The sequence below is a fragment of the Alteromonas oceanisediminis genome, assembly GCF_018474025.1.
Classification (GTDB): Bacteria; Pseudomonadota; Gammaproteobacteria; order Enterobacterales; family Alteromonadaceae; genus Alteromonas_E; species Alteromonas_E oceanisediminis.
This window is the reverse complement of sequence record NZ_JAHCTA010000002.1, coordinates 302410-320734: the sequence shown is the minus strand read 5'-3', so window position 1 is coordinate 320734 and position 18325 is coordinate 302410. Positions and strand designations below refer to the sequence as shown.

The following is an 18325-nucleotide window of genomic DNA, read 5'->3' as shown; positions in this document are numbered from 1 at the left end:
ACATCAAGTGGCTAACAAGGAGTCCACGTGCAGTCATCTTTACATAAAATCATGGTTCAAGTGGTACTCGTTCTCTGTGTGTTTGCCGCCGTATTTCTAGCCAATCCGAATACGCTTGCCGACCTCGCCAGTTATAGTTTTGACGATGGAACTTACTCACACGCCTATTTAATCCCATTCGTGATTGTATATTTGCTGTATCACGCGACGCGTTACGGCGATATTCAGTATCGCTGGCAGCCATTATTCCTTGTGCCGCTACTGTTAAGCTTGGTGGTATTTATGCTTGCACAGTTGGTTCAGTACCCGCTGGCGTTTCGTTTTATGATACCGGTGGTTATAGGGTTTGCGCTTCTGTCGCTGTTTAGATTGTCGATAGGGCTGGTGGTTCCTATTGCGCTGATTTGGTTTATCACACCAGTGTGGGGGCCACTACAGGCGATCTTGCAGCAAATTTCCGTTGTCGCTGTCACAGAAATCATGTCGTGGACCAGTATCCCAGCGTTTGTTGAAGGCAATACCGTACATATCGCCGTGGGTTCATTTGAAATTGCCGGTGGTTGTAGCGGGCTGCGTTACTTTATTACGTCGATGGCGTTGTCGTTGATTTACTCTTATCTTAATTTTACTCGCGCTAAGAGCATCATTATTTTCTTTTTGCTGGCCATTATCGGCTCGCTGATCACGAATTGGATACGCATATTCGCAATTATTCTTATCGGTCACTATACCGATATGCAGTCGAGTATTGTGGAAGATCACAATACGTTGGGCTGGTACATTTTCATTCCGTTTATTTTTGCCCTATTCTACTTCGGCGGGCGGTTAGAGAGGCCTAAGCCTTTAACTGAAAAGCCATTTAGCACACCTCAAGGCAAAGACTGGGTTCAACCGCTCGTGGTGATTGCATTGGTGATTAGTGTGTCGATGCTATCAGTTAATATTCTGAAACAGCGCACTCCTCTCTGGGCCGTTAATGTGGTCGATGTTGATGCTGAACCCATGACAGACTCCCTCGCCGATCCACACCCGACTATCCCTCGATATTCGTCTGTTTCTGAAAATGACCAATTTAACGTTATCGAAAATGCCGTGGGTTATCAGTTTACCTTTAACGGCGACAGTGGCGCTCACCGGGCTGACTACTTTTTTAATCAACTGGTGCCCGAAGATTACATTGAGTTAGCACATGACCGCTTTGACAGATTCGGGGTCATTGAAGTGAAGTCACCGCGAAACCAACGTGCATTGATATTTTATTCCTATGCCGCGCATGGTGTGCAAACGCCACGCCAAAACGCGTTATTGCTCACCCGAGTCAAGCACGCCCACACACTGGATATGCAAACTCAAATCACCTGGCACTATTTACCCTGTGCCAATACATGCGAGCAAGTCAGCCAGCAAGTATTGCGCCTCAACCCTTAAGGCGCGCATTCCCGTGGCAGCGAGAAATCGGCGGCCAACGGCCTGTGCGTAGTACCGGTATCGTCTAATACGCGGGCATCCAGTGCTGTGAGTTTCGGGTTAAACAGCACATGGTCAATCCGCGTCGCGAAGCCTTTCTCTCGATACGTTGTGCCAAAACCCGTGCCGACTTGGTCAAACGCATTGTCATAAGTATTCCAATAGCGGCTGAGCATGGGCCCCACAGCGGTGCTGTTAAAGTCACCAGCAATAACATCGATGGCTTCACCGTTAAGCCATGCTTGCAATCGCATATGATCCAACTCCCGTTTCGCATATAGGGCCTGAGCCTCCGCATAGCCTCCTAACGGGTTTTTCAAAAGCGCCAGTAATGTAAAACGGGGCGTATCAGGGTGTACATTAACGATATTTACGACGCACTGAGCAAGGTTGATTGAATAGCGTGCACCGAAGGTTCCCCAACTACCCGTATCTCGGCGAGTTATGGCATTCTGAAAGGTAAATTTATGGCGCGTTAATAAACAGAGCGCCTTATGGCAATGCAGTTGCACATCGTCTGGCATAACGGAACGCAGCGCATTCTCTTCGCTTTCTTGCACTAGCATCACATCTGGCGCTTGGCTTAAAAATACCAGAGCAACCTGCTTGGCCTGAGCGATATCGGTGCCCATATTAAATGTTATCAGTGAAAAATCGGCTTCAATCTCATCCGGTCGCCACGGATTAAGTTCCAAATCGGCCACCCACCCCACGTTGAGTAAAGTGATGGTAATAATGACCAGAAAACGTTTAACCGTGAATCGTGTCCATCGAATCAATAGCAGGGGTAAAAACACCACCCAACGTGGCATAAATTCCAATACCAATAATACAGGTTGTGCAAACTCCGGCGGCGGTACCCGCAGAAGCACCAGATAAGCCAGTGAGAATATCGCGTAAATGAAAACGCCCAAGCCGTTTCTCCTGTATCAAATTCAACATAACGTTTTACTTTCTAGCTGCGCCATCAGTATACTTTGTGCAGCTTATTAATGACTAACGTGAGTTTTGACGCAATGGACAGTAAAAATAAAGTAATCTTACTGGAGTTCAACGAACTATGCCCTCCTTTATTAGAGAAGTTCATGGCCCAGGGAGAACTCCCTAATTTTTCAAAACTATACGCCAACGCGGCGGTGCACACCACCGACGCAAACTGTGATGTAGAGTATCTGGAGCCTTGGATCCAGTGGGTTACGCTCCATACTGGCCTGCCTTTTGAGCAACATAAAGTGTTTCGTTTGGGTCAGGCGCAAAATCTTAATCACGAGTCAATCTGGGATGTCCTTTCCGCGCACGGTAAAGCCAGTTGGTTGTGCGGTAGTATGAACACTAAATGGCAACCCGGTGATAACAACATCACTGCCCTGCCCGACCCATGGAGTATCGATGTAGAGGCATCACCCGGCGAACTGCAGGAATTCTACCGCTTTGTACGTGCTAATGTTCAGGAGCACACGAACGACAATTTTACGTTGTCGATAGGTGACTATATGAGCTTTTTGGTTTTCATGCTGCGCCATGGGCTAAGTTTTAGTTCTATCAAACGCATTACCAGCGCAGTTTGGAAGCAAGCGATTAAAAGTGACGACCGCTGGAAGAAGGCCACGCTGCTCGACTGGCTCCAGTTTGATGTATTCAGGCACGTGTACAAGCGCAAGCAACCCGCTTTTGCGACCTATTTTTCTAATAGCACTGCCCATTTCCAACACAAATTCTGGCGTTACATGGAGCCGGAGCGTTTTCCAATGAAATCTTCTGAAGAAGATATTCAGCGCTATGGCGATGCCATTTTATATGCGTACAAAAACCACGATGCGCTGATTGGTAAAGTGTTCGATATGGCCGATGACGACACCACCATTATTCTGTCCTCTGCGCTCAGTCAGCAACCTTACACGGCAAAAGATGAGGATGGCGGGCGACGTTTCTACCGTCCGCACGACATGAACAAGTTGCCAGAATGGTTTGGTCTTACTGGCGTAGAGAAAGTTGGTCCGGTCATGTCTCATCAATTCCATCTTTTATGTGATTCGCCTGAGGCTGCGCAGAGCAACTTTGAGCGACTTAAGCAGTTTACGTTTCAGGATAGCCCACTGTTTTCATTGCGGTTGGAAGGCAAAGATGTCTTCGGCGGTTGCACGGTTTCACATGAGGTTGACATGAATACGCCGCTTACCATCGACGGCAAACAGGTCACCTTTGGTGAACTATTTTATCTGGCGGACAACATTAAAAGTGGCATGCATCATCCACATGGCGTTTTCTGGGCATATCGTCCGAAACGCGCCAATACGATTGCCTCCACCCCGATACCGCTGGAAAGCACCATGGGTATGATCTTAAACGAGTTTGGTATCAGCCGTTAGTACATGCTTGTTGGTAAACGCGCGCATACTGTTGCGCGCACGTTTGCATCGAAAACGCATCAATATAGCGGGCATAACTGGCTTTTCCCATTGACTCAAGCAAGGCAGGGTCATTGATCAACCTCTTAATTTGCTCTGCCAGTTTTTCGGCGTCTGCATACGGGTATAAGTAGCCGTTATTGCCCGAACTCACTAACTCAGGATTGCCTCCGACTTCCGATGCAATGACAGGCATTTTCGCAGCCATGGCTTCGAGTATTGCCAGCGAGAGCCCTTCGGTTTCAGACGTTACTATCAGCACATCGAATTGGCTATATATGTTGACGCGATCCGATTCATGTCCGTGAAAAATGGTGCTGAATCGCGCGGCCGGATCGTTAGCGAGTGCGCGAACCTTATCTTGTTCAGGGCCTGTACCGAAAAAATGCAGTGTCACTTTCGGTTGAATATCTATGGGTAGGAGCGCCGCCGCGTTAACTAAAACATGCTGTGATTTCAGCGGAACAAATCGTCCGACATGACCGAGGTGTAACCCCGCTTTTTCGCGAGCCTCGCGTTGCACCGGAAGAACACCGTTTAACACGGTTTCGCAACGTGATGCCATGTTGCTGTATTGCTGCAAAAAATTAGCGCGCGCCTTTTCAGCAACAAACACAAACTTTGCCACCCAGCGTCGCGATAACCAATACACTAAACGCCACTTTATGCTGTTGTGTACTCGCTCATTGTGCCGGGTGTAAACAACCTTCGGCGCGTTTTGTAAAAAGCGGGTTGCAAGCAATATTCGCGGTAATGCAAAGCTGCTGTGTACATGCACAATATCCACTGTTTTGCAGTGCGCTCTAAGCTGCCGTAGTTGAGATAGTGCGCCTTGGTTAGGCACGCAGTGAACGGGAATATGATAAGCGCGAGCCTCTTGCTCAAGCGGCTCACCGGATCCACTCATCGATAATATTGATACGCTATGATCACTGGCCTGCTCACTGGCTAAATCGATCACGAAGCGTTCAGCCCCACCCACATTTAAGCTACTGACTATGTGCAGAATACGCATATTACAAGGCGACCTTAAGAGTGATGTACACCATGATCACCATCACCCACGAATACATGCTGCACATCGCCACATTTTTCATGGAAAAGATGGATTTAAGCTCTGGCACCAGGGCCACCATTCGATAGAGAGAGGCGACCATCATGCCAAGAAAAATATACATCAATAAGGTGTACGAGCGGCTTAAGAAAAATGCGGTGACCACAAAACCGACCATGGCAAAAAACAGAGCAGTATTCACTTTCATCTCAGCAATAATGGCCTCGCGTTTAGGGTGATCATCAAACTGTTCCGTTTTCATTTTGAAGATCTTGAAACCGGCCAGCATAGTTACCGTCAGCGCGCCCCCCCACAAGGTGTAACCGATAATTCCCAACTCCGATGCAACCAAAATGTAGGAGTTGTGCGCAGCCCTACCGTGCCAGTCGGTGAAGTTTCCTTTGCCTATACCCCAAATCGGGTTGCCAATTAAATAATGAATGCCGTCATACCAAGCTTCGAGGCGACTGTTGGCCGATGAGTCGTCAGAGCCTAATCCGCCAAATTTAGACATTAAAGTCGCCAGCATAGGGCCCGCAACAACAGCTGCGATTATTAACCGCGTACCGCCGTATTTAAACAATAAATACAGGCCAATAACCGCCGCAGCCCCCAAAATGGTACCGCGAGATCCGGTAAGATAGATGCCATAACCAAACCACGCTAATATACCGAGACAAATGAGCTTGCCAAGAAACTTCGCTTTCCCGTAAAAGTAAAATACAAACGCGATGTTCATGACTATCAGCATACCTAAATCATTCGGATCGTTAAAAAATCCGAGGTATCGAATCCGTACTTCATTGGCGTATCGCAAAAATATCGCTGGAGTGCCTGACCAGCCGAACACGTTAACGGTCTGCATGTAGCCGTTGTGGATCATCAACACAGACGCGAGAATACTGAGTGCCATGAGCTTTGTTTGCCGCGACACCGTGCTCACTACCGTCACGTAAAGGAACAGTGGAATATTGGTCGCAATCAACATCGACTGCGCTTCCATGATCCCGCCCGTACCCCAACCATTGAGGATCCCGGATATCGCCACCACGGGCAACATGGCCAGCAGCATACCTTGCTGAGGCCCCCAACGCAGCGGACGTTGACCGGCTAACACTCCTAGTAAACATAAAATCGCACTGAATTGGATCACGGGTATGTTGTTCAGTGCGACAAAAATTTCCTGCGGCCGGATAAAAACTAACGCGGTGTAGAGAAATAGGAAAAAGAACGCGATGGGCGAGTTGCGCTGTTCCGAACCAGCCACTGGCGGCGCGGCGTGATTCGTCTGAATACCGACGGAAGACGGGTGAGTTCGCTGATTCATCTAACACTTTCCCCGGCGCGACTGCCACGCGCTTCATCTAAGGTTTTAGCCACTAACGCGGCATATTCTTGTAGGGTTGCATGTCGCGTGTACTGTGTTCTATCGACGGGCTGTACTGCATGCTGCATCACTTTTTGCAACCCCTCGCGGATACTAGCTTCATCATCATACTCGGCAAAAATAACGTTTGCTTCACCGTGCGCAATCTCGTAGGTCGCGCTGCCTTTATTAGTGATCACCAAAACAGGTTTCTGCAACGCCAAATACTCAAATATTTTCCCGGGCACCTGGTTTTCGAACAGTTGCCCTTGGATAACCAGCAGTGCGCTACTGCGTGCGGACTCTTTCAGCACCGCATCAGACGGCATAAAGTCATCAAAGGTGACGCGTGCGTGCGTATCCAGTGATTTGACGAATTCTAATGTATCGGCGCCGGGCGGATCACCAATAAAGCGCAAGTGAATCGGCTTTTCCAGCCGTGAAGCCGCTTTTATAAGGGGCCTGATATCTCGCCCCTCAGGATAAAACGAACCGGTATGCAGTATTTCAAATGGGTCACATGCATCTGCTGGAATAGTCAGTTGTGCAGCAAGGTCATCACAACCGTTGCGCAGCACCGTTATCTCATTGTGATCTAATTGCAGTTCTCGTGCGATCAAGCGCTGGGTCCGAGAGGTTGTCACCACATGATGTTTGGCTCGCTGTGCAAACGCAAAAAAAGCCTTTTGACGTTTATGCCCATCAATGTACATCCACCGTGGCGGGTCGCGATAGTCAGCAATCCAGGGAATGTCGAATTGCTTCGACAAGCGAAAGGCGACAGCATGGTTTGAGTAACAGGGGTAAGTGCTCAACACCAGATCAAAAGGCTTACGCTGATGCAACCGTTTAGCGGCCTTGTGAGCTAAAAAACGCCACGGTAAATACCGATCGGCGGGTGCAAACTGAGGCAAAAAACGTGATAACCTGATAAACATTTTTTCAAAATTAGGCGCATCCACACGATGAACGTTAACATCAATACTGCTGGGATCGAGCGCTTTATTCTGGATCCGATAAAGGTTCTCTGCGGCGGTCAGTACGGTCACCTGATAGCCATGTTGCGATAGCGTGGCCGCAAGGTGATAAGGGCGACCAACTCCGCCGCCGCCGCATGGCGGAAATTCAGCGGCAATCAATAAAATACGTTTCGACATGACTGTATTTATCATTCCAATTTACGTTAAGCCTGTGATCTTAGCTACCTAAAGACACCGGGAGTAGCGCTTTGCACTTTGAGGCCAGCAACGCGCGCAGCGACGTATCCAGTAAAACAAACCAACTGATACTAGCCACCAGTAAAGTACAAAGCCCTGCCACACCTATAAACATAAGCCAGGAAAGCTGAGTAGCTATCAGCGAAGCCATCTCATTCAGCCAATAAAAAGCGGCGTACAGCCCGCAGATTCTGGCCAATTTCAACAATAACACGCTTCGCTGAATGCCGGGTACGGCTTGCGCTAGAAAGCAATACACTATGCCCTCAAATAGCATTTGAGCGATAAGAAATGACAGCGCAACGCCAATCAATCCAAGCTCAGGTGCGAACCACAGTGCCAGAAGCACATTGGCTATTGCGCCAACCACGGTACTCAACGACGCCAGTTTGTGCTCAGCACTGGCAATCAAACCGTCCATGATCGGTATGGAAACTGTTTTTGCCATCAGCGCGAGACATAATACATGAATAATATCAGCAGACTGAGCAAATTCAGGACCGACCCAGAGATTAAGAAAAGGGGTACTGAGTAACATCAGTGGAATAAACAGAACCGCTGAAAAAAAACAATACAGATCGATAATGCGATAGAGCTTACTGGCAAGCGCGTTATGGCTGGCGGCTGCGCGTACGAGGTAGGGCTGGAAAATTCCCAACAGTGACGCGAGCGCCGTCTCTATCTGGCGCGCCAGGCGCTCTGCGACATTAAAAATGGCGACAGCTGATAAATTGAAAAAATAACTGATCAGCAGTGGGGCTGATTTGGTGTTTAAAATAGCCGCAGCATCGTAGGCGATGATAAATTTTGAAAAATGGAAAAAGTGTTGTAAGTCGGCCAACCGAACCAGTGAGAACGAAAAACGAAGCGGTTTGTGCAATCGAAATGCGTAAGCTGCTTTGATAACTTGCATGGCCCCGTCGCACACCATGGTGCTAACAACCACACCTAGTAGGCCAACATATTGGGCGCTGACAATCATAGCAACCGACTTGATCAACGTGAAAACCACATTGAGTTTGGCGTCCAGGTCAAAGCGTAAGTGCCCACTGTAAATGCCATGCGTCGCATTAGCGAAGATATCCAGCAACACTTTTAACATCAGTCCGGCAAGCGCCATGCTGGCAAGCGTCTGGTGATCGCTGGATACGCCCAAAATGCCAGGAAAGCTTGCTAGCAACAAAACCCCGGCACACGCCAAAATACTTAACCCCAAGAACAGGCAGGTGGCGGTGGAAAAAATCTGGTTTACGCGCAGGTCATCACCTTTTTCAATAGCGATAGCCATGTCACGCTGAACCGCCGTAGGGCAACCCAGTTCGAATAGATTAAACCATCCCAATGACGCTAACAGCAAGATCCACAGCCCGTAGTGTTCACTGCCAAGATAGGTGATCAGGATTGGTGTGAGCACCAGTGCCGTTGCGATTAGAATCAGCTTTTCAACGACGCGAAAAAAAGAACTCGCTATTAACCGGTTGATCACGTTTTCAGCTCCTCCGCGCTATGGCTAGAACAAAAACGCTGGACGCGATGTTAAAAACTTCACACCTAGCAGTTCAGAAGCTTGATGATTTAAATGATCATTGTCTCGATACAATGGCACACCGTCCAGCGAGGTTTCACACACATCATCCGCGCAATATAGAGGTTTAACATCAATCACTTCTAATCGGCCAAAGGAGGCTTTCAGGCGAGCATAAATAGCCTGCATCATGTCATTTTGACTGCGCGGTAACTGGCAGGCCATGTCGCTGCCAAACATGGCGTTTTTCAGCGAACATTTTGGGTCGTGCTGACCGGCATAGACGATATCCTGAATAATCACCGGAGTCGCACCGGCTGCTATTATTGCTTCGAGAGTATTGTAAAGCTTTGCGTAAACTAATTGCTCGATGCTATCGGCATTGCGAACGCTCTCGCCATTTTGGTAAAGCAGTTTCGTACTGATGTTGGGCCAGCTTGCGGCTAAGAACACGATATCAGGCTGCTGTTCTTGGATAAACTCTCTCGCCGCTTGATTTCGCGCGACACAACCGTTAGCGCGCAGGGCAGATGCGCCCCACTCAAGATCAAAAATGGGTGGGCATTGATCCATGGTGAAATCGGTGATGGCTAGGTCTCGTTGTTGGCCCACCACATCCAAAAATCCAGTAAAATGATTTGCGTGAGAATCTCCAAAAAGGAAACCTGAACGCTGGCCACTCTTCTCACCAAGCATACAGTCAACTGACGGTCGTGACGTTCGTTGACTGAAAGACGCATGGCAGTCCCCTCTTATTTCATTGGAATGGCTGAGCAGCGCTGCCTCAATCTGTTTCACATCGCTGGTAAATCGCTGTGGAAACCCATCGTTGACGTTGATAAGGATGAGGGTGCTCCCAGCAACGCACAGCGGCGCAAAAAACCACACTGATGCCAGTTTTCTAAGAGACCATTGGTTATGCCGAAATGGTTGTTCAACAAAACGCCATGAAAACCAGGCGGCGAATAACATCAGAACAAAAACAATCATTAAGCCGATTTCAGATAACGCGATACCGCGGTAATTTAGCCAAACCAGCATTGGCCAGTGCCACAAATACAGTGAATAGGATATTAAACCTACAAAGACCATGGGGCGCAGTGACAGCAGCTTCGTCACCGGACTGTTGGCTTGTTGTCCGCAATACAGCAAGCAGGCAGTTGCCAGACAGACATACAGCGCGTTCAGCCCCGGGAAGCGACTTGCCGAGGTAAGCGATGTTGCTAAGTAGAAGAGAACGATTAAGGCGATAACGGACAGTAACGCGGCAACCCAGCGATTAGGCTTCGGCACGTAGCGCCATGACAGTGCCAGCACCGCCCCCACCAGCAATTCGAAAAAGCGCGTGGGTAGCAAATAATACGAAGCGCCTGCTGAATAATTCAATGCCCACTCAGAAAACGCCGCTAATGCCAGCAACGCCACGCCCGATAAGCTCAGCAACACGCGCGGCGGAAGCCACCTGACCATCAAAACCAGTATTATCGGCCAGACAAAGTAGAACTGCTCCTCAATTGCCAGTGACCAGGTGTGCAATAGAGGCGCTTCTTTGGCATTCTCGCTGAAGTAACCGCCATGATGTATCCAAAAAAAGAAATTTCCCGCAAACAACGTCACCCAAATGAGACTGGCTGCAAATTTTTGCAAGTCGGCAGGCGATAGCGTGGTCGAGAAAGCGATCACACAGCAAAATAACAGGAACGCAAGCGCTGGCAGTAAGCGGCGTATACGGCGCACATAAAAATGCGCGAAAGAAAATGTGCCAGTACTGATTTCTCGATGAATAATGCTGGTGATCAGGAAACCTGAAAGCACAAAAAATATGTCAACACCGATAAAGCCGCCGGAGAATAGCGCGATCTCCATGTGGCAAAGGATCACCAGCAAAACGGCGATGGCGCGCAAGCCATCAATATCAGCTCTGTATTTCGATTTCCCAACGCCCGGTGCTTTATTCTTGGCTTTGAAATTCATGATTTTCTCTGTTTATTTTTATCGGCACGAACGTTCTCTGCGTGGGTATTTTCTGCTAAGTGCTTAAGTGATTCAACTTAATCTCTCATGCATTTTCCAGATTGAACGTTATATGAGTATATTGCTGCATACAGGTTGATAAAAAAACTTGTCACACACTAGCAACTATTCAGGTAATTTACTGCCCAATGTTAAATAAGCTGTACTGTTACCGCGTTAATCTTACTCGATGTCCATTTATGGTGATTTCCTAATGAAAAATTCTCTTTTCGTCACGTGGTTAGCGGCTTCTACGCTGATTGCCTCTTTTACTGCGCAGGCCACTCCTCTGTTACTGTCTGATGAACGTTTGGCACTGATTGAAGCAAAGCAAAATGCCAATACAGAAGGTTGGCGTTACTTTATCAGTAGCGTGAATGACAGTATCGGCAAAAAACCGTATAACAGCGGCAAGTTTGCAGCATCCTCCGCGCTGGCCTTTGCCGTGACCGGCGAACAGCGCTACTACGATAACGCACTGCGACTGTATCAAAATGTATTTTTAACCACACCCAATATAGGATGGAAAGCCTACAATGACCGCAACGGCTTTCGCACGGGTGGCCGCTGGGCGTTGCTTACTTTCGACTGGCTAAAGCCGGCAATGCCCACTGATGTTCGCCATGAGATTGAAGACACGTATGCCGTATGGGCAAATTTTTGGTTGAAGCATACCGACCATATGAACGACTTTAAGAAATTGCGCTTGGGTGATACCGATGATGTGACTTCTCTCGCAGATAACCTGACGCTGCTAGGTTATACCCTGGCACAGAGTGAAAAGCATCAGGCGCTAGGCACACAGACGCTGGCGGTGGCTGACCGTTTGTTTCACGAAGTGATCCTCGACCGCTATATGAGTAATCTCATGGCTGGCGGTGTTTGGGCTGAAGGCAATGATTACAGCCCACAAACTCAGCTGCACTGGGTGACCAATTTCCTGGTCAATCGTGAAAACCGCGACATGACATTTGAGACCGACTATCCGTTGCAAAGCGCCAAAGCTCTGCGCTATATGACACTCAGTGGCTATTCTGATGTTTACCGTTATGGCTCAGGCGAGCGGGTTAATAATTACTCCCCCATCGCTGCCGACGGGCGTTATAACTTCGTAATGGGCCTGTATACGCTATTATCCGAAGAGGAAAATGCACAGTGGCTACTGCCCTGGTGGCAAGCACTGATGGAAAAAGAAGGCCATGTAGAAGGCTCTATCTACACGGGTATCTGGCGATTACTTTTCGAGCCTCTCGCCTCGGATTTGAACCAGCTAAATGTGGCTGACGAGTTTCTTTCACCGGATGAAACGCTTTACCATGCGCCAGGCGTCGGCTTGGTTGTCGCACGCTCAGGCTGGGAAGAGGATGACAGTGTGTTGTTTATGATGAATCGGCGCACGCGGGTTGATCATGAGCAGCGCGATGCGCTTAGCCTTGATTTTGCGTACGAGGGCACGTGGGTTACAAAAGAAATGACCGGCTACTCGGGTGTTTCGGCCCAATCTATCGCACACAATACGCTGTTGATAGAAAACGCTGAAGGCGGTTCGTCAAGCCCTACCGGTAGAGCTGCTGGCGATCCGTTCTATTACGCAATATCAGATCATCCTGAAGTGTCAGTGATCAATGCGGAAGCTGCACCGGCTTATAACATGTCGGGTTATTTCAGTACCGACTACGCCGAACAGGTTTCCAGACAGGTCGCGTTTTTCAAACCGGGGATTGTGGCTGTGTACGATCGCGTCACCACCAATCCAAAGAGAAATCGCGACTTACAACGCTATAAGAAAAATTTCTCAACCGATGCCGACGGCAACTATTTTCGACGGGTTACCTTGAATCAACATCTAATGGGCACGCCACAACGTGATTATGACGCCGCAAATGCTCTGTCATATTCCTCCAAAGACATTGATGTACACTACGCGGTTGCGTGGCCAGAAAACGCGGAAGTGCAATTGGTTGATGGAAAAGAAAAATGGGCAGATTACCCGGAGTATCATTCCCCCAAGTCACAGCGCAACTGGATGGCGCAAACTCGGGTCAAAGAACAAACCGCAGACACGGAGTTTGTCAGTTTCTTTGCGGCAAGCAGTGCGCCTGAAATTAAGCAGTCTGAAAAATGCACCAAACTCGGTATCGGCTGCATTATTCAGTGGAATATGCTTCCTGCCAAGGCGCCTGAATATGAAATGCTGACAGAGGAAAAAGGCAATATTGTTGCTGGAAATGCGATTGGTATCGCGTTTGATGCGCGTGATGGCGATTACGTGACGATTTGGAACCGTAATCCAAACGAGCCGTTGGAAGTGGTTGCTTTTGAAGTTGCTAAACAGGGTGAGCGATTATATACATTGAGTGGTCTATTGCCAGATCAGCAATACGACGTTCATTTCAGTTCGTCTAAAAACTTAACCACAGTGCAGCTTAACGCGGCGGGCGATGTTGATGAGTCATCCACCGAAAACGAACAGACCCTGCACACTAATGCACAGGGTGTTCTTGTTTTCAGACGTTAATAATTTACGGCAGCGTTAGCGCAAGGTTCGCTGGCGCTGCCAGTATTGATTGAATACACAGCACCTAATGTAACGCCATTCTGCCCCGCCATTTGCAAACAAAAATCCTTAGCTGATGACGCGCTGATTTGAATTACCGGTATCGTCGACGGTAATTCGAATGCATCAGACAAGCTTTGATCCAATAGTATAGAGGCATCATCCTCAGGTAATTGCTCTGCATGAATATGCTGCAACCATTGCTGGAGTTGGCCGGTATATTTGGTTGTCGCAGGCCGATTGTCTGAAAACCGGGCTTGCTGCTCAGAGGCAAACGCATTGTTTAGCATGAAGGGCATGCCATTGAGGCTCGACAAGCCTGCTTTGTTGTCATACCGAATGTTAACAAAGCGGCCGCGTGGCGTAGCCACGATATTATTTTCAATGACGATATTTTCACTGGCCGGACGCTGTGCGTTGTTAGCATTATCCTGATAGGAAATGCCAAACAGAATAGCGGATTGCGCGCGGTTCGCGACATTTAATAGCGTATTCGCGTTGACACGCACCTGCTGAGCGGCGTACACCCCAATCCCCGCGAATGCAACGTCATCGAGTATATTGAACTCGGCGACACTGTCACGGATTTCAAACATTTGCGGGTTCTGCTCAAGATTGAAAAACTGCGGACTTGTATCAAAGCCCATCAAGATACCTGAACCACGAATATTGGCCAAATAGTTTCGCGCAATCACAACACTAGACGCACCGCCTTTAGCATATACACCTGTGGTTGCGGTGTTGGTGATGCGGTTTTGCATTATTGAGATATGGTGGCCGTTGACAATATCTATCCCTTCAGCGTTGCTGCCATCGCGCCGTCCGGAGGTGTGAATGTGATTGCTTTCAATAAGTACATTAGCAACGTATGGCTTGATCTTGATTGTATCTCGACCGCTGTAGGAAATTTCGTTGTTACGGATAATAATGTTCCGTGAGGATCGCGAAGGATCGGTCGAAGGCCAGCCACTTTCAGCGGATACTGTGTAGAAATAGCCGCCGGAGAGTTGAAGGTTTTCCAGTGTTGTGCAACGGACACCTGCGGCAATTTTAACCGTAAAGGGTATGGATTTATTATCGTAAGGCACCGCGATACGAGCAGGTTGACCCGATGATGGCCCCTTGAGCGTTAACCCTGAGCGAGAAATAGAGACGGGTTGGTGATAATTCCCGCCAGCTAATAAAATATAGTCGCCCGGTTTGGCATTGGATAGCGCTTCAGACAATGTCACTTGACTAGTGCCACCGCCCGACTGCGCCTCAGCGTTGGGAACCACTTGCCATTGTGTATGGTTCGCAGCATTGGTGGTATCGTTAAACTCTGCACACGCGTTTTCAATCCTTGATTGAACATCGGCCTGCACTGCGGTTGCCAGACTTAACAACACCACGGATGTCATGATGGGTTGAATTTTGTTAATCGCCTTCATCTAAACCTCCTCCTGTACCAGAGCCGACAGCGGGCCAACCATTTGGCAAACCCGCGATACGCATTTAGCTGCACCATCGTTTGGCCTGATGACGCAAAATCACCTTTGTAACTGGTTTCATCACCTATCATTAGATCATAGTCGAAAATGCTGGATTTGCGAGCGATGTTCAGTGCAGCGAGGTGCATCGCAATCCCGGCAGCAGGCCCACTATCAAGACGCTTGACACCACTTTGGTAGTAATAGAGGGTTTGCTTGAACGTCCATCCATAGAAAACAGCAATCAATTCATGGTGATGGTGCAGCGTAAACAACACTAAGCGTTGTTGTTGAATTAGGCGCTTGGCTAAGTTGAGGTGGAAATCGACAAAGTCTGCTTGACTCATCGCCGTGGTTTGGCCACGTTTGGCCCATTCGCTCTGATGTAATTGCTTCAGGCTATCAAAAAAGAGCGGTAACGCGTGTTCATCGTGACACTGCCTGACTTGCAGTGATGAGTCGTTGTTTAACCATTTACGCGCTTGCCGACGTACGCGACTGCCGGGAAAAGCACTGACTTGAGCCGCTTTACTGGGTGCTACCTGAATACGATACCGACTACCCAATACGCGGCTTGATGCGCGCCAAGTCACTGGCAAGTATCGCGTTAACCATTGTTCAACGTGAGCGCCAGAAAGCACATTTTTGAATACGAGTGAGTTAAGCGAACTAAGATGAGTGACTGAGTCGGCCAATATCGACAAGCATGCAGCTGCGAATGGCGGCAAGATCACAATATCCTGATACTCACTGGAAACCTCTACTGCTTCCGGCTCACCTTCGCCAATAAAATGTAACTCTTCGCCAAGCAGGCGTGATTTGGACTTACGATAAAACGGTGCAAAGCCAATCAGCTGGTCGCCACACGTGAAGGCATGGCACCAAATCAAATCGCCGGGTTTTAAATAAGTTTCACACCATTGAATTAACCACACACTGGTGTTGAAAAACTCACTTTGCTCACAGGATTGCAAAAGTTCATCAAGACGAGGCTGCCACTCACGCAGCGCGTCAAGCGAAGTTAACGTAACGGCGCGAACGGGTGAGCTTGACATCAGGAGGCCGCGTTAACTTGAACCCATCGTGTTTAAGACCACTTTCGCGAGATCGTCATCGTTAACGGAAAATCGATTGATGTCGTACGGGTCAATAGGGCTCGCGTTATAATGCGGCTCATTATTGAACCCTAGCTGGTAGCCACTTTCTTTAACGATAGATTTGGTTAAGTCGTCAAAACAATGATGCCGTCCAACGGGATAAGCAATCACGGTTACAGGCACCTGTAATTCTTCTTCGATGATTGCTTTGGAATCGGCTATTTCATGGCGTTGTTCTTCCTCTGACAGTCGCGCCAGAATGTGGTGATTGATCGTGTGTGAACCAATTTCCATTCCACCATCGGCCATGTCTTTGACCTGCTGCCAGCTCATAAACAGTTGATCCTGCGCGGCTTGTGATTTGGGGTCAACATCAGGAAATTGTTGTCGTACGTGCTCCAAAACGTCCTGAGCACTGTAATCTTCGAGCCGTTTTGCGCGGTAGATAAATTGCCGAATATCTTTATCGATAGAGTTTTCATGCAACATCACTGAGTCAGGCTCACCCGGCAAGGTTACCGAATTGCCTACGTTACTACGCAGTATAAATGCCATTTCATCCCACCAGGGTATGTCCATGCCGCTGATAAGGCTGGTAGGCAGAAAAAATACGCCGGCAACGTTTTGCTCACGCATCGCCGGGTAAGCCAGCGTATAGTTGTCTAAATACCCGTCATCAAATGTGACCATTGCGTATTTTCGCGTGAGTTTAGGTAGCTTCGCAATGCGCGCCAGTTCACGTGTATCCACCAGCGTAAAATGCTGACTGATGGTTTCTAGGTGTTGCTTAAACACATCCTGCCGACAGGAAAATATATCGCGGTCAAAATCAGTAAGCGCACTGTCGCCAATGCGGTGATAATTAAATACATACACACCCTTGGGTAAGAAAAACCACATGTACCTGCGTAGGAAGGTTGATGCGAGCAGTCTTCGTGCCAGCCGCTTTAATTTTTTGAACATCTTACCTTGCCGCCTCACGCATCAACTTAAATGGCGGTCTCGCCAATTCAAAATCCCTGTACGCATTCGGGTTGCCAGACTTTCCAGCCTCCGCTGCCTTGGCAATATTGTACATTTCGCGTGCAGACACATAATGCAGCGCGTACTTTTCTCCATCATTAAAGTGCGTTTCAAGGTACGTGTGCATATCATGACGGGGCTGACCTAACAGCGTCTCCATGTCTTCTTCTTGCGCGCCATGCGTGTGCACTTTGATAAAGGTCCACTCGGGGCGCCCTTGCACGTGAATATTGGTGTTGACCCATTGATCGATTCGGATCGGCAAAGGTGGTGCGGTGCGTCTTACATCGGCGTTCTCAATATGTGGCATCCCTGAGGCCGTTTTCCACTTAAAGTTCAACCCGATAGGGCCCTGTATTAACATCAAGTCGCCTGATGCTTTCCCGCCGACTTTTACATCAACACCGGTATTGTGTGACTTCGATTTACCATCACGCCCCTGAGCGTAGTAAATCGCATTAATTTTACTGGTTTGCGCTGCGCTTGGAGCGCAGGGCAATGTCATATCAACATAACAGCCCGTTTCGCGGAGCAGTTTAAGTTCGTTGTTAATGCCGCAATGGATACCACCCGGCAAGGAATTGTCCAATGCCCAGTTACCGTGAATAAATGCGTATTGTACCTGCCCCGTGGTGGGATGAACGGGCAACGCGCCATGATCCTGATGCAAGGTTGCAGCAAAGTCAGAGATGACCTTGGTAAAGTTTTCTGGCGTGTCATCTTCGTGGTGTAAATGAATTTCAATTTCACCAAACCCTTTCGCACAAATATCTGACAACTTTTCCAGATGTTCATAACGATATTCTTCTTCGGGATAGAAAAAGCAATGCTTGGGATGACAACCATCTGCATCGACGTGCTGCTGTGCCATGAGCGGATAGTCTTTAACCCATCGGTCGACCCGGGCGCGCTCGATATCTAAATCATCATTGCGCCATTGCGGTTCAAAATGGTCAACGAAACAAAACAGAATGTGCTGTGTGCCCTGCACTTTCGCTTTGGGTGTTAACAACTGTTTGACGTACGGCCACAACCAGCTGTCCATATTTTTTTTCTTTACTGCTGTGACAAACAAGACCAGCACAAATAGAAATGCTGCCAAGCCCGTAATCAATAACCAGGTCATTTA

General features: G+C 48.4%; 13 protein-coding genes. 3 read left to right on the top strand and 10 right to left on the bottom strand.

Annotated elements, in window-relative coordinates:
- The first annotated feature begins 27 nt into the window (after nt 1–27).
- Nucleotides 28–1428 (top strand): exosortase, encoded by a 1401-nt coding sequence (gene xrt / locus KIU71_RS04575; RefSeq protein WP_214129997.1) that lies wholly within the window; start codon nt 28–30, stop codon nt 1426–1428.
- Here xrt and KIU71_RS04570 read toward each other — a convergent pair.
- Nucleotides 1425–2381 carry an endonuclease/exonuclease/phosphatase family protein gene (locus KIU71_RS04570; RefSeq protein ID WP_214129996.1) on the bottom strand — a complete coding sequence of 319 codons (957 nt, stop codon included), beginning with the start codon at nt 2379–2381 and terminating at the stop codon, nt 1425–1427. The two genes, xrt and KIU71_RS04570, sit on opposite strands and share 4 nt — an antisense overlap.
- Nucleotides 2382–2459: 78 nt before the next feature.
- Here KIU71_RS04570 and KIU71_RS04565 point away from each other — a divergent pair, with 78 nt between their 5' ends.
- On the top strand, nt 2460–3836 hold the full coding sequence (locus KIU71_RS04565; protein ID WP_315853240.1) for an alkaline phosphatase family protein: 1377 nt from the start codon (nt 2460–2462) through the stop codon (nt 3834–3836).
- Here KIU71_RS04565 and KIU71_RS04560 read toward each other — a convergent pair.
- From KIU71_RS04560 to KIU71_RS04540, 5 genes are read right to left on the bottom strand one after another with little or no spacing between them, the layout of a single operon-like run.
- Entirely contained in the window at nt 3826–4890 is a 1065-nt protein-coding gene (locus tag KIU71_RS04560; RefSeq protein ID WP_214129994.1) for a glycosyltransferase family 4 protein, read from the bottom strand. The two genes, KIU71_RS04565 and KIU71_RS04560, sit on opposite strands and share 11 nt — an antisense overlap.
- 1 nt (nt 4891) lies before the next feature.
- Nucleotides 4892–6256 carry an O-antigen ligase family protein gene (locus tag KIU71_RS04555; protein ID WP_250207253.1) on the bottom strand — a complete coding sequence of 455 codons (1365 nt, stop codon included), beginning with the start codon at nt 6254–6256 and terminating at the stop codon, nt 4892–4894.
- Nucleotides 6253–7452 (bottom strand): glycosyltransferase, encoded by a 1200-nt coding sequence (locus KIU71_RS04550; RefSeq protein WP_214129993.1) that lies wholly within the window; start codon nt 7450–7452, stop codon nt 6253–6255. The genes KIU71_RS04555 and KIU71_RS04550 overlap by 4 nt, the downstream gene beginning before the upstream one ends.
- Nucleotides 7453–7492: 40 nt before the next feature.
- Entirely contained in the window at nt 7493–8998 is a 1506-nt protein-coding gene (locus tag KIU71_RS04545; RefSeq protein WP_214129992.1) for an oligosaccharide flippase family protein, read from the bottom strand.
- A 24-nt stretch (nt 8999–9022) separates the two neighbouring features.
- Nucleotides 9023–11011 carry an acyltransferase family protein gene (locus KIU71_RS04540; RefSeq protein ID WP_214129991.1) on the bottom strand — a complete coding sequence of 663 codons (1989 nt, stop codon included), beginning with the start codon at nt 11009–11011 and terminating at the stop codon, nt 9023–9025.
- 253 nt (nt 11012–11264) lie between these two features.
- Here KIU71_RS04540 and KIU71_RS04535 point away from each other — a divergent pair, with 253 nt between their 5' ends.
- Nucleotides 11265–13568, top strand: a complete 2304-nt coding sequence (locus tag KIU71_RS04535; RefSeq protein ID WP_214129990.1) for a hypothetical protein — start codon at nt 11265–11267, stop codon at nt 13566–13568.
- Here KIU71_RS04535 and KIU71_RS04530 read toward each other — a convergent pair.
- Genes KIU71_RS04530 through KIU71_RS04515 form a run of 4 tightly spaced genes read right to left on the bottom strand, consistent with a single transcriptional unit; the run spans nt 13565 to nt 18322 of the window.
- Nucleotides 13565–15037 carry a right-handed parallel beta-helix repeat-containing protein gene (locus KIU71_RS04530; RefSeq protein ID WP_214129989.1) on the bottom strand — a complete coding sequence of 491 codons (1473 nt, stop codon included), beginning with the start codon at nt 15035–15037 and terminating at the stop codon, nt 13565–13567. The genes KIU71_RS04535 and KIU71_RS04530 overlap by 4 nt on opposite strands.
- A complete protein-coding gene (locus KIU71_RS04525; protein WP_214129988.1) occupies nt 15034–16131 on the bottom strand; it encodes a GNAT family N-acetyltransferase in 1098 nt (365 codons plus the stop codon). The genes KIU71_RS04530 and KIU71_RS04525 overlap by 4 nt, the downstream gene beginning before the upstream one ends.
- Before the next feature lie 12 nt (nt 16132–16143).
- Nucleotides 16144–17136 (bottom strand): polysaccharide deacetylase family protein, encoded by a 993-nt coding sequence (locus tag KIU71_RS04520; protein ID WP_214129987.1) that lies wholly within the window; start codon nt 17134–17136, stop codon nt 16144–16146.
- A 1-nt stretch (nt 17137) separates the two neighbouring features.
- Nucleotides 17138–18322: a hypothetical protein gene (locus KIU71_RS04515; RefSeq protein WP_250207252.1), complete on the bottom strand. Its 1185-nt coding sequence runs from the start codon at nt 18320–18322 to the stop codon at nt 17138–17140.
- Nucleotides 18323–18325: the final 3 nt, after the last annotated feature.

What these genes read in the sequence shown, in the direction of transcription:
- KIU71_RS04565 (WP_315853240.1), top strand. Translation starts at nt 2,460, where the DNA reads ATGACTAACGTGAGTTTTGACGCAATGGACAGTAAAAATAAAGTAATC.
- KIU71_RS04560 (WP_214129994.1), bottom strand. Translation starts at nt 4,890, where the DNA reads ATGCGTATTCTGCACATAGTCAGTAGCTTAAATGTGGGTGGGGCTGAA.
- KIU71_RS04555 (WP_250207253.1), bottom strand. Translation starts at nt 6,256, where the DNA reads ATGAATCAGCGAACTCACCCGTCTTCCGTCGGTATTCAGACGAATCAC.
- KIU71_RS04550 (WP_214129993.1), bottom strand. Translation starts at nt 7,452, where the DNA reads ATGTCGAAACGTATTTTATTGATTGCCGCTGAATTTCCGCCATGCGGC.
- KIU71_RS04540 (WP_214129991.1), bottom strand. Translation starts at nt 11,011, where the DNA reads ATGAATTTCAAAGCCAAGAATAAAGCACCGGGCGTTGGGAAATCGAAA.
- KIU71_RS04535 (WP_214129990.1), top strand. Translation starts at nt 11,265, where the DNA reads ATGAAAAATTCTCTTTTCGTCACGTGGTTAGCGGCTTCTACGCTGATT.
- KIU71_RS04530 (WP_214129989.1), bottom strand. Translation starts at nt 15,037, where the DNA reads ATGAAGGCGATTAACAAAATTCAACCCATCATGACATCCGTGGTGTTG.
- KIU71_RS04525 (WP_214129988.1), bottom strand. Translation starts at nt 16,131, where the DNA reads ATGTCAAGCTCACCCGTTCGCGCCGTTACGTTAACTTCGCTTGACGCG.
- KIU71_RS04520 (WP_214129987.1), bottom strand. Translation starts at nt 17,136, where the DNA reads ATGTTCAAAAAATTAAAGCGGCTGGCACGAAGACTGCTCGCATCAACC.
- KIU71_RS04515 (WP_250207252.1), bottom strand. Translation starts at nt 18,322, where the DNA reads ATGACCTGGTTATTGATTACGGGCTTGGCAGCATTTCTATTTGTGCTG.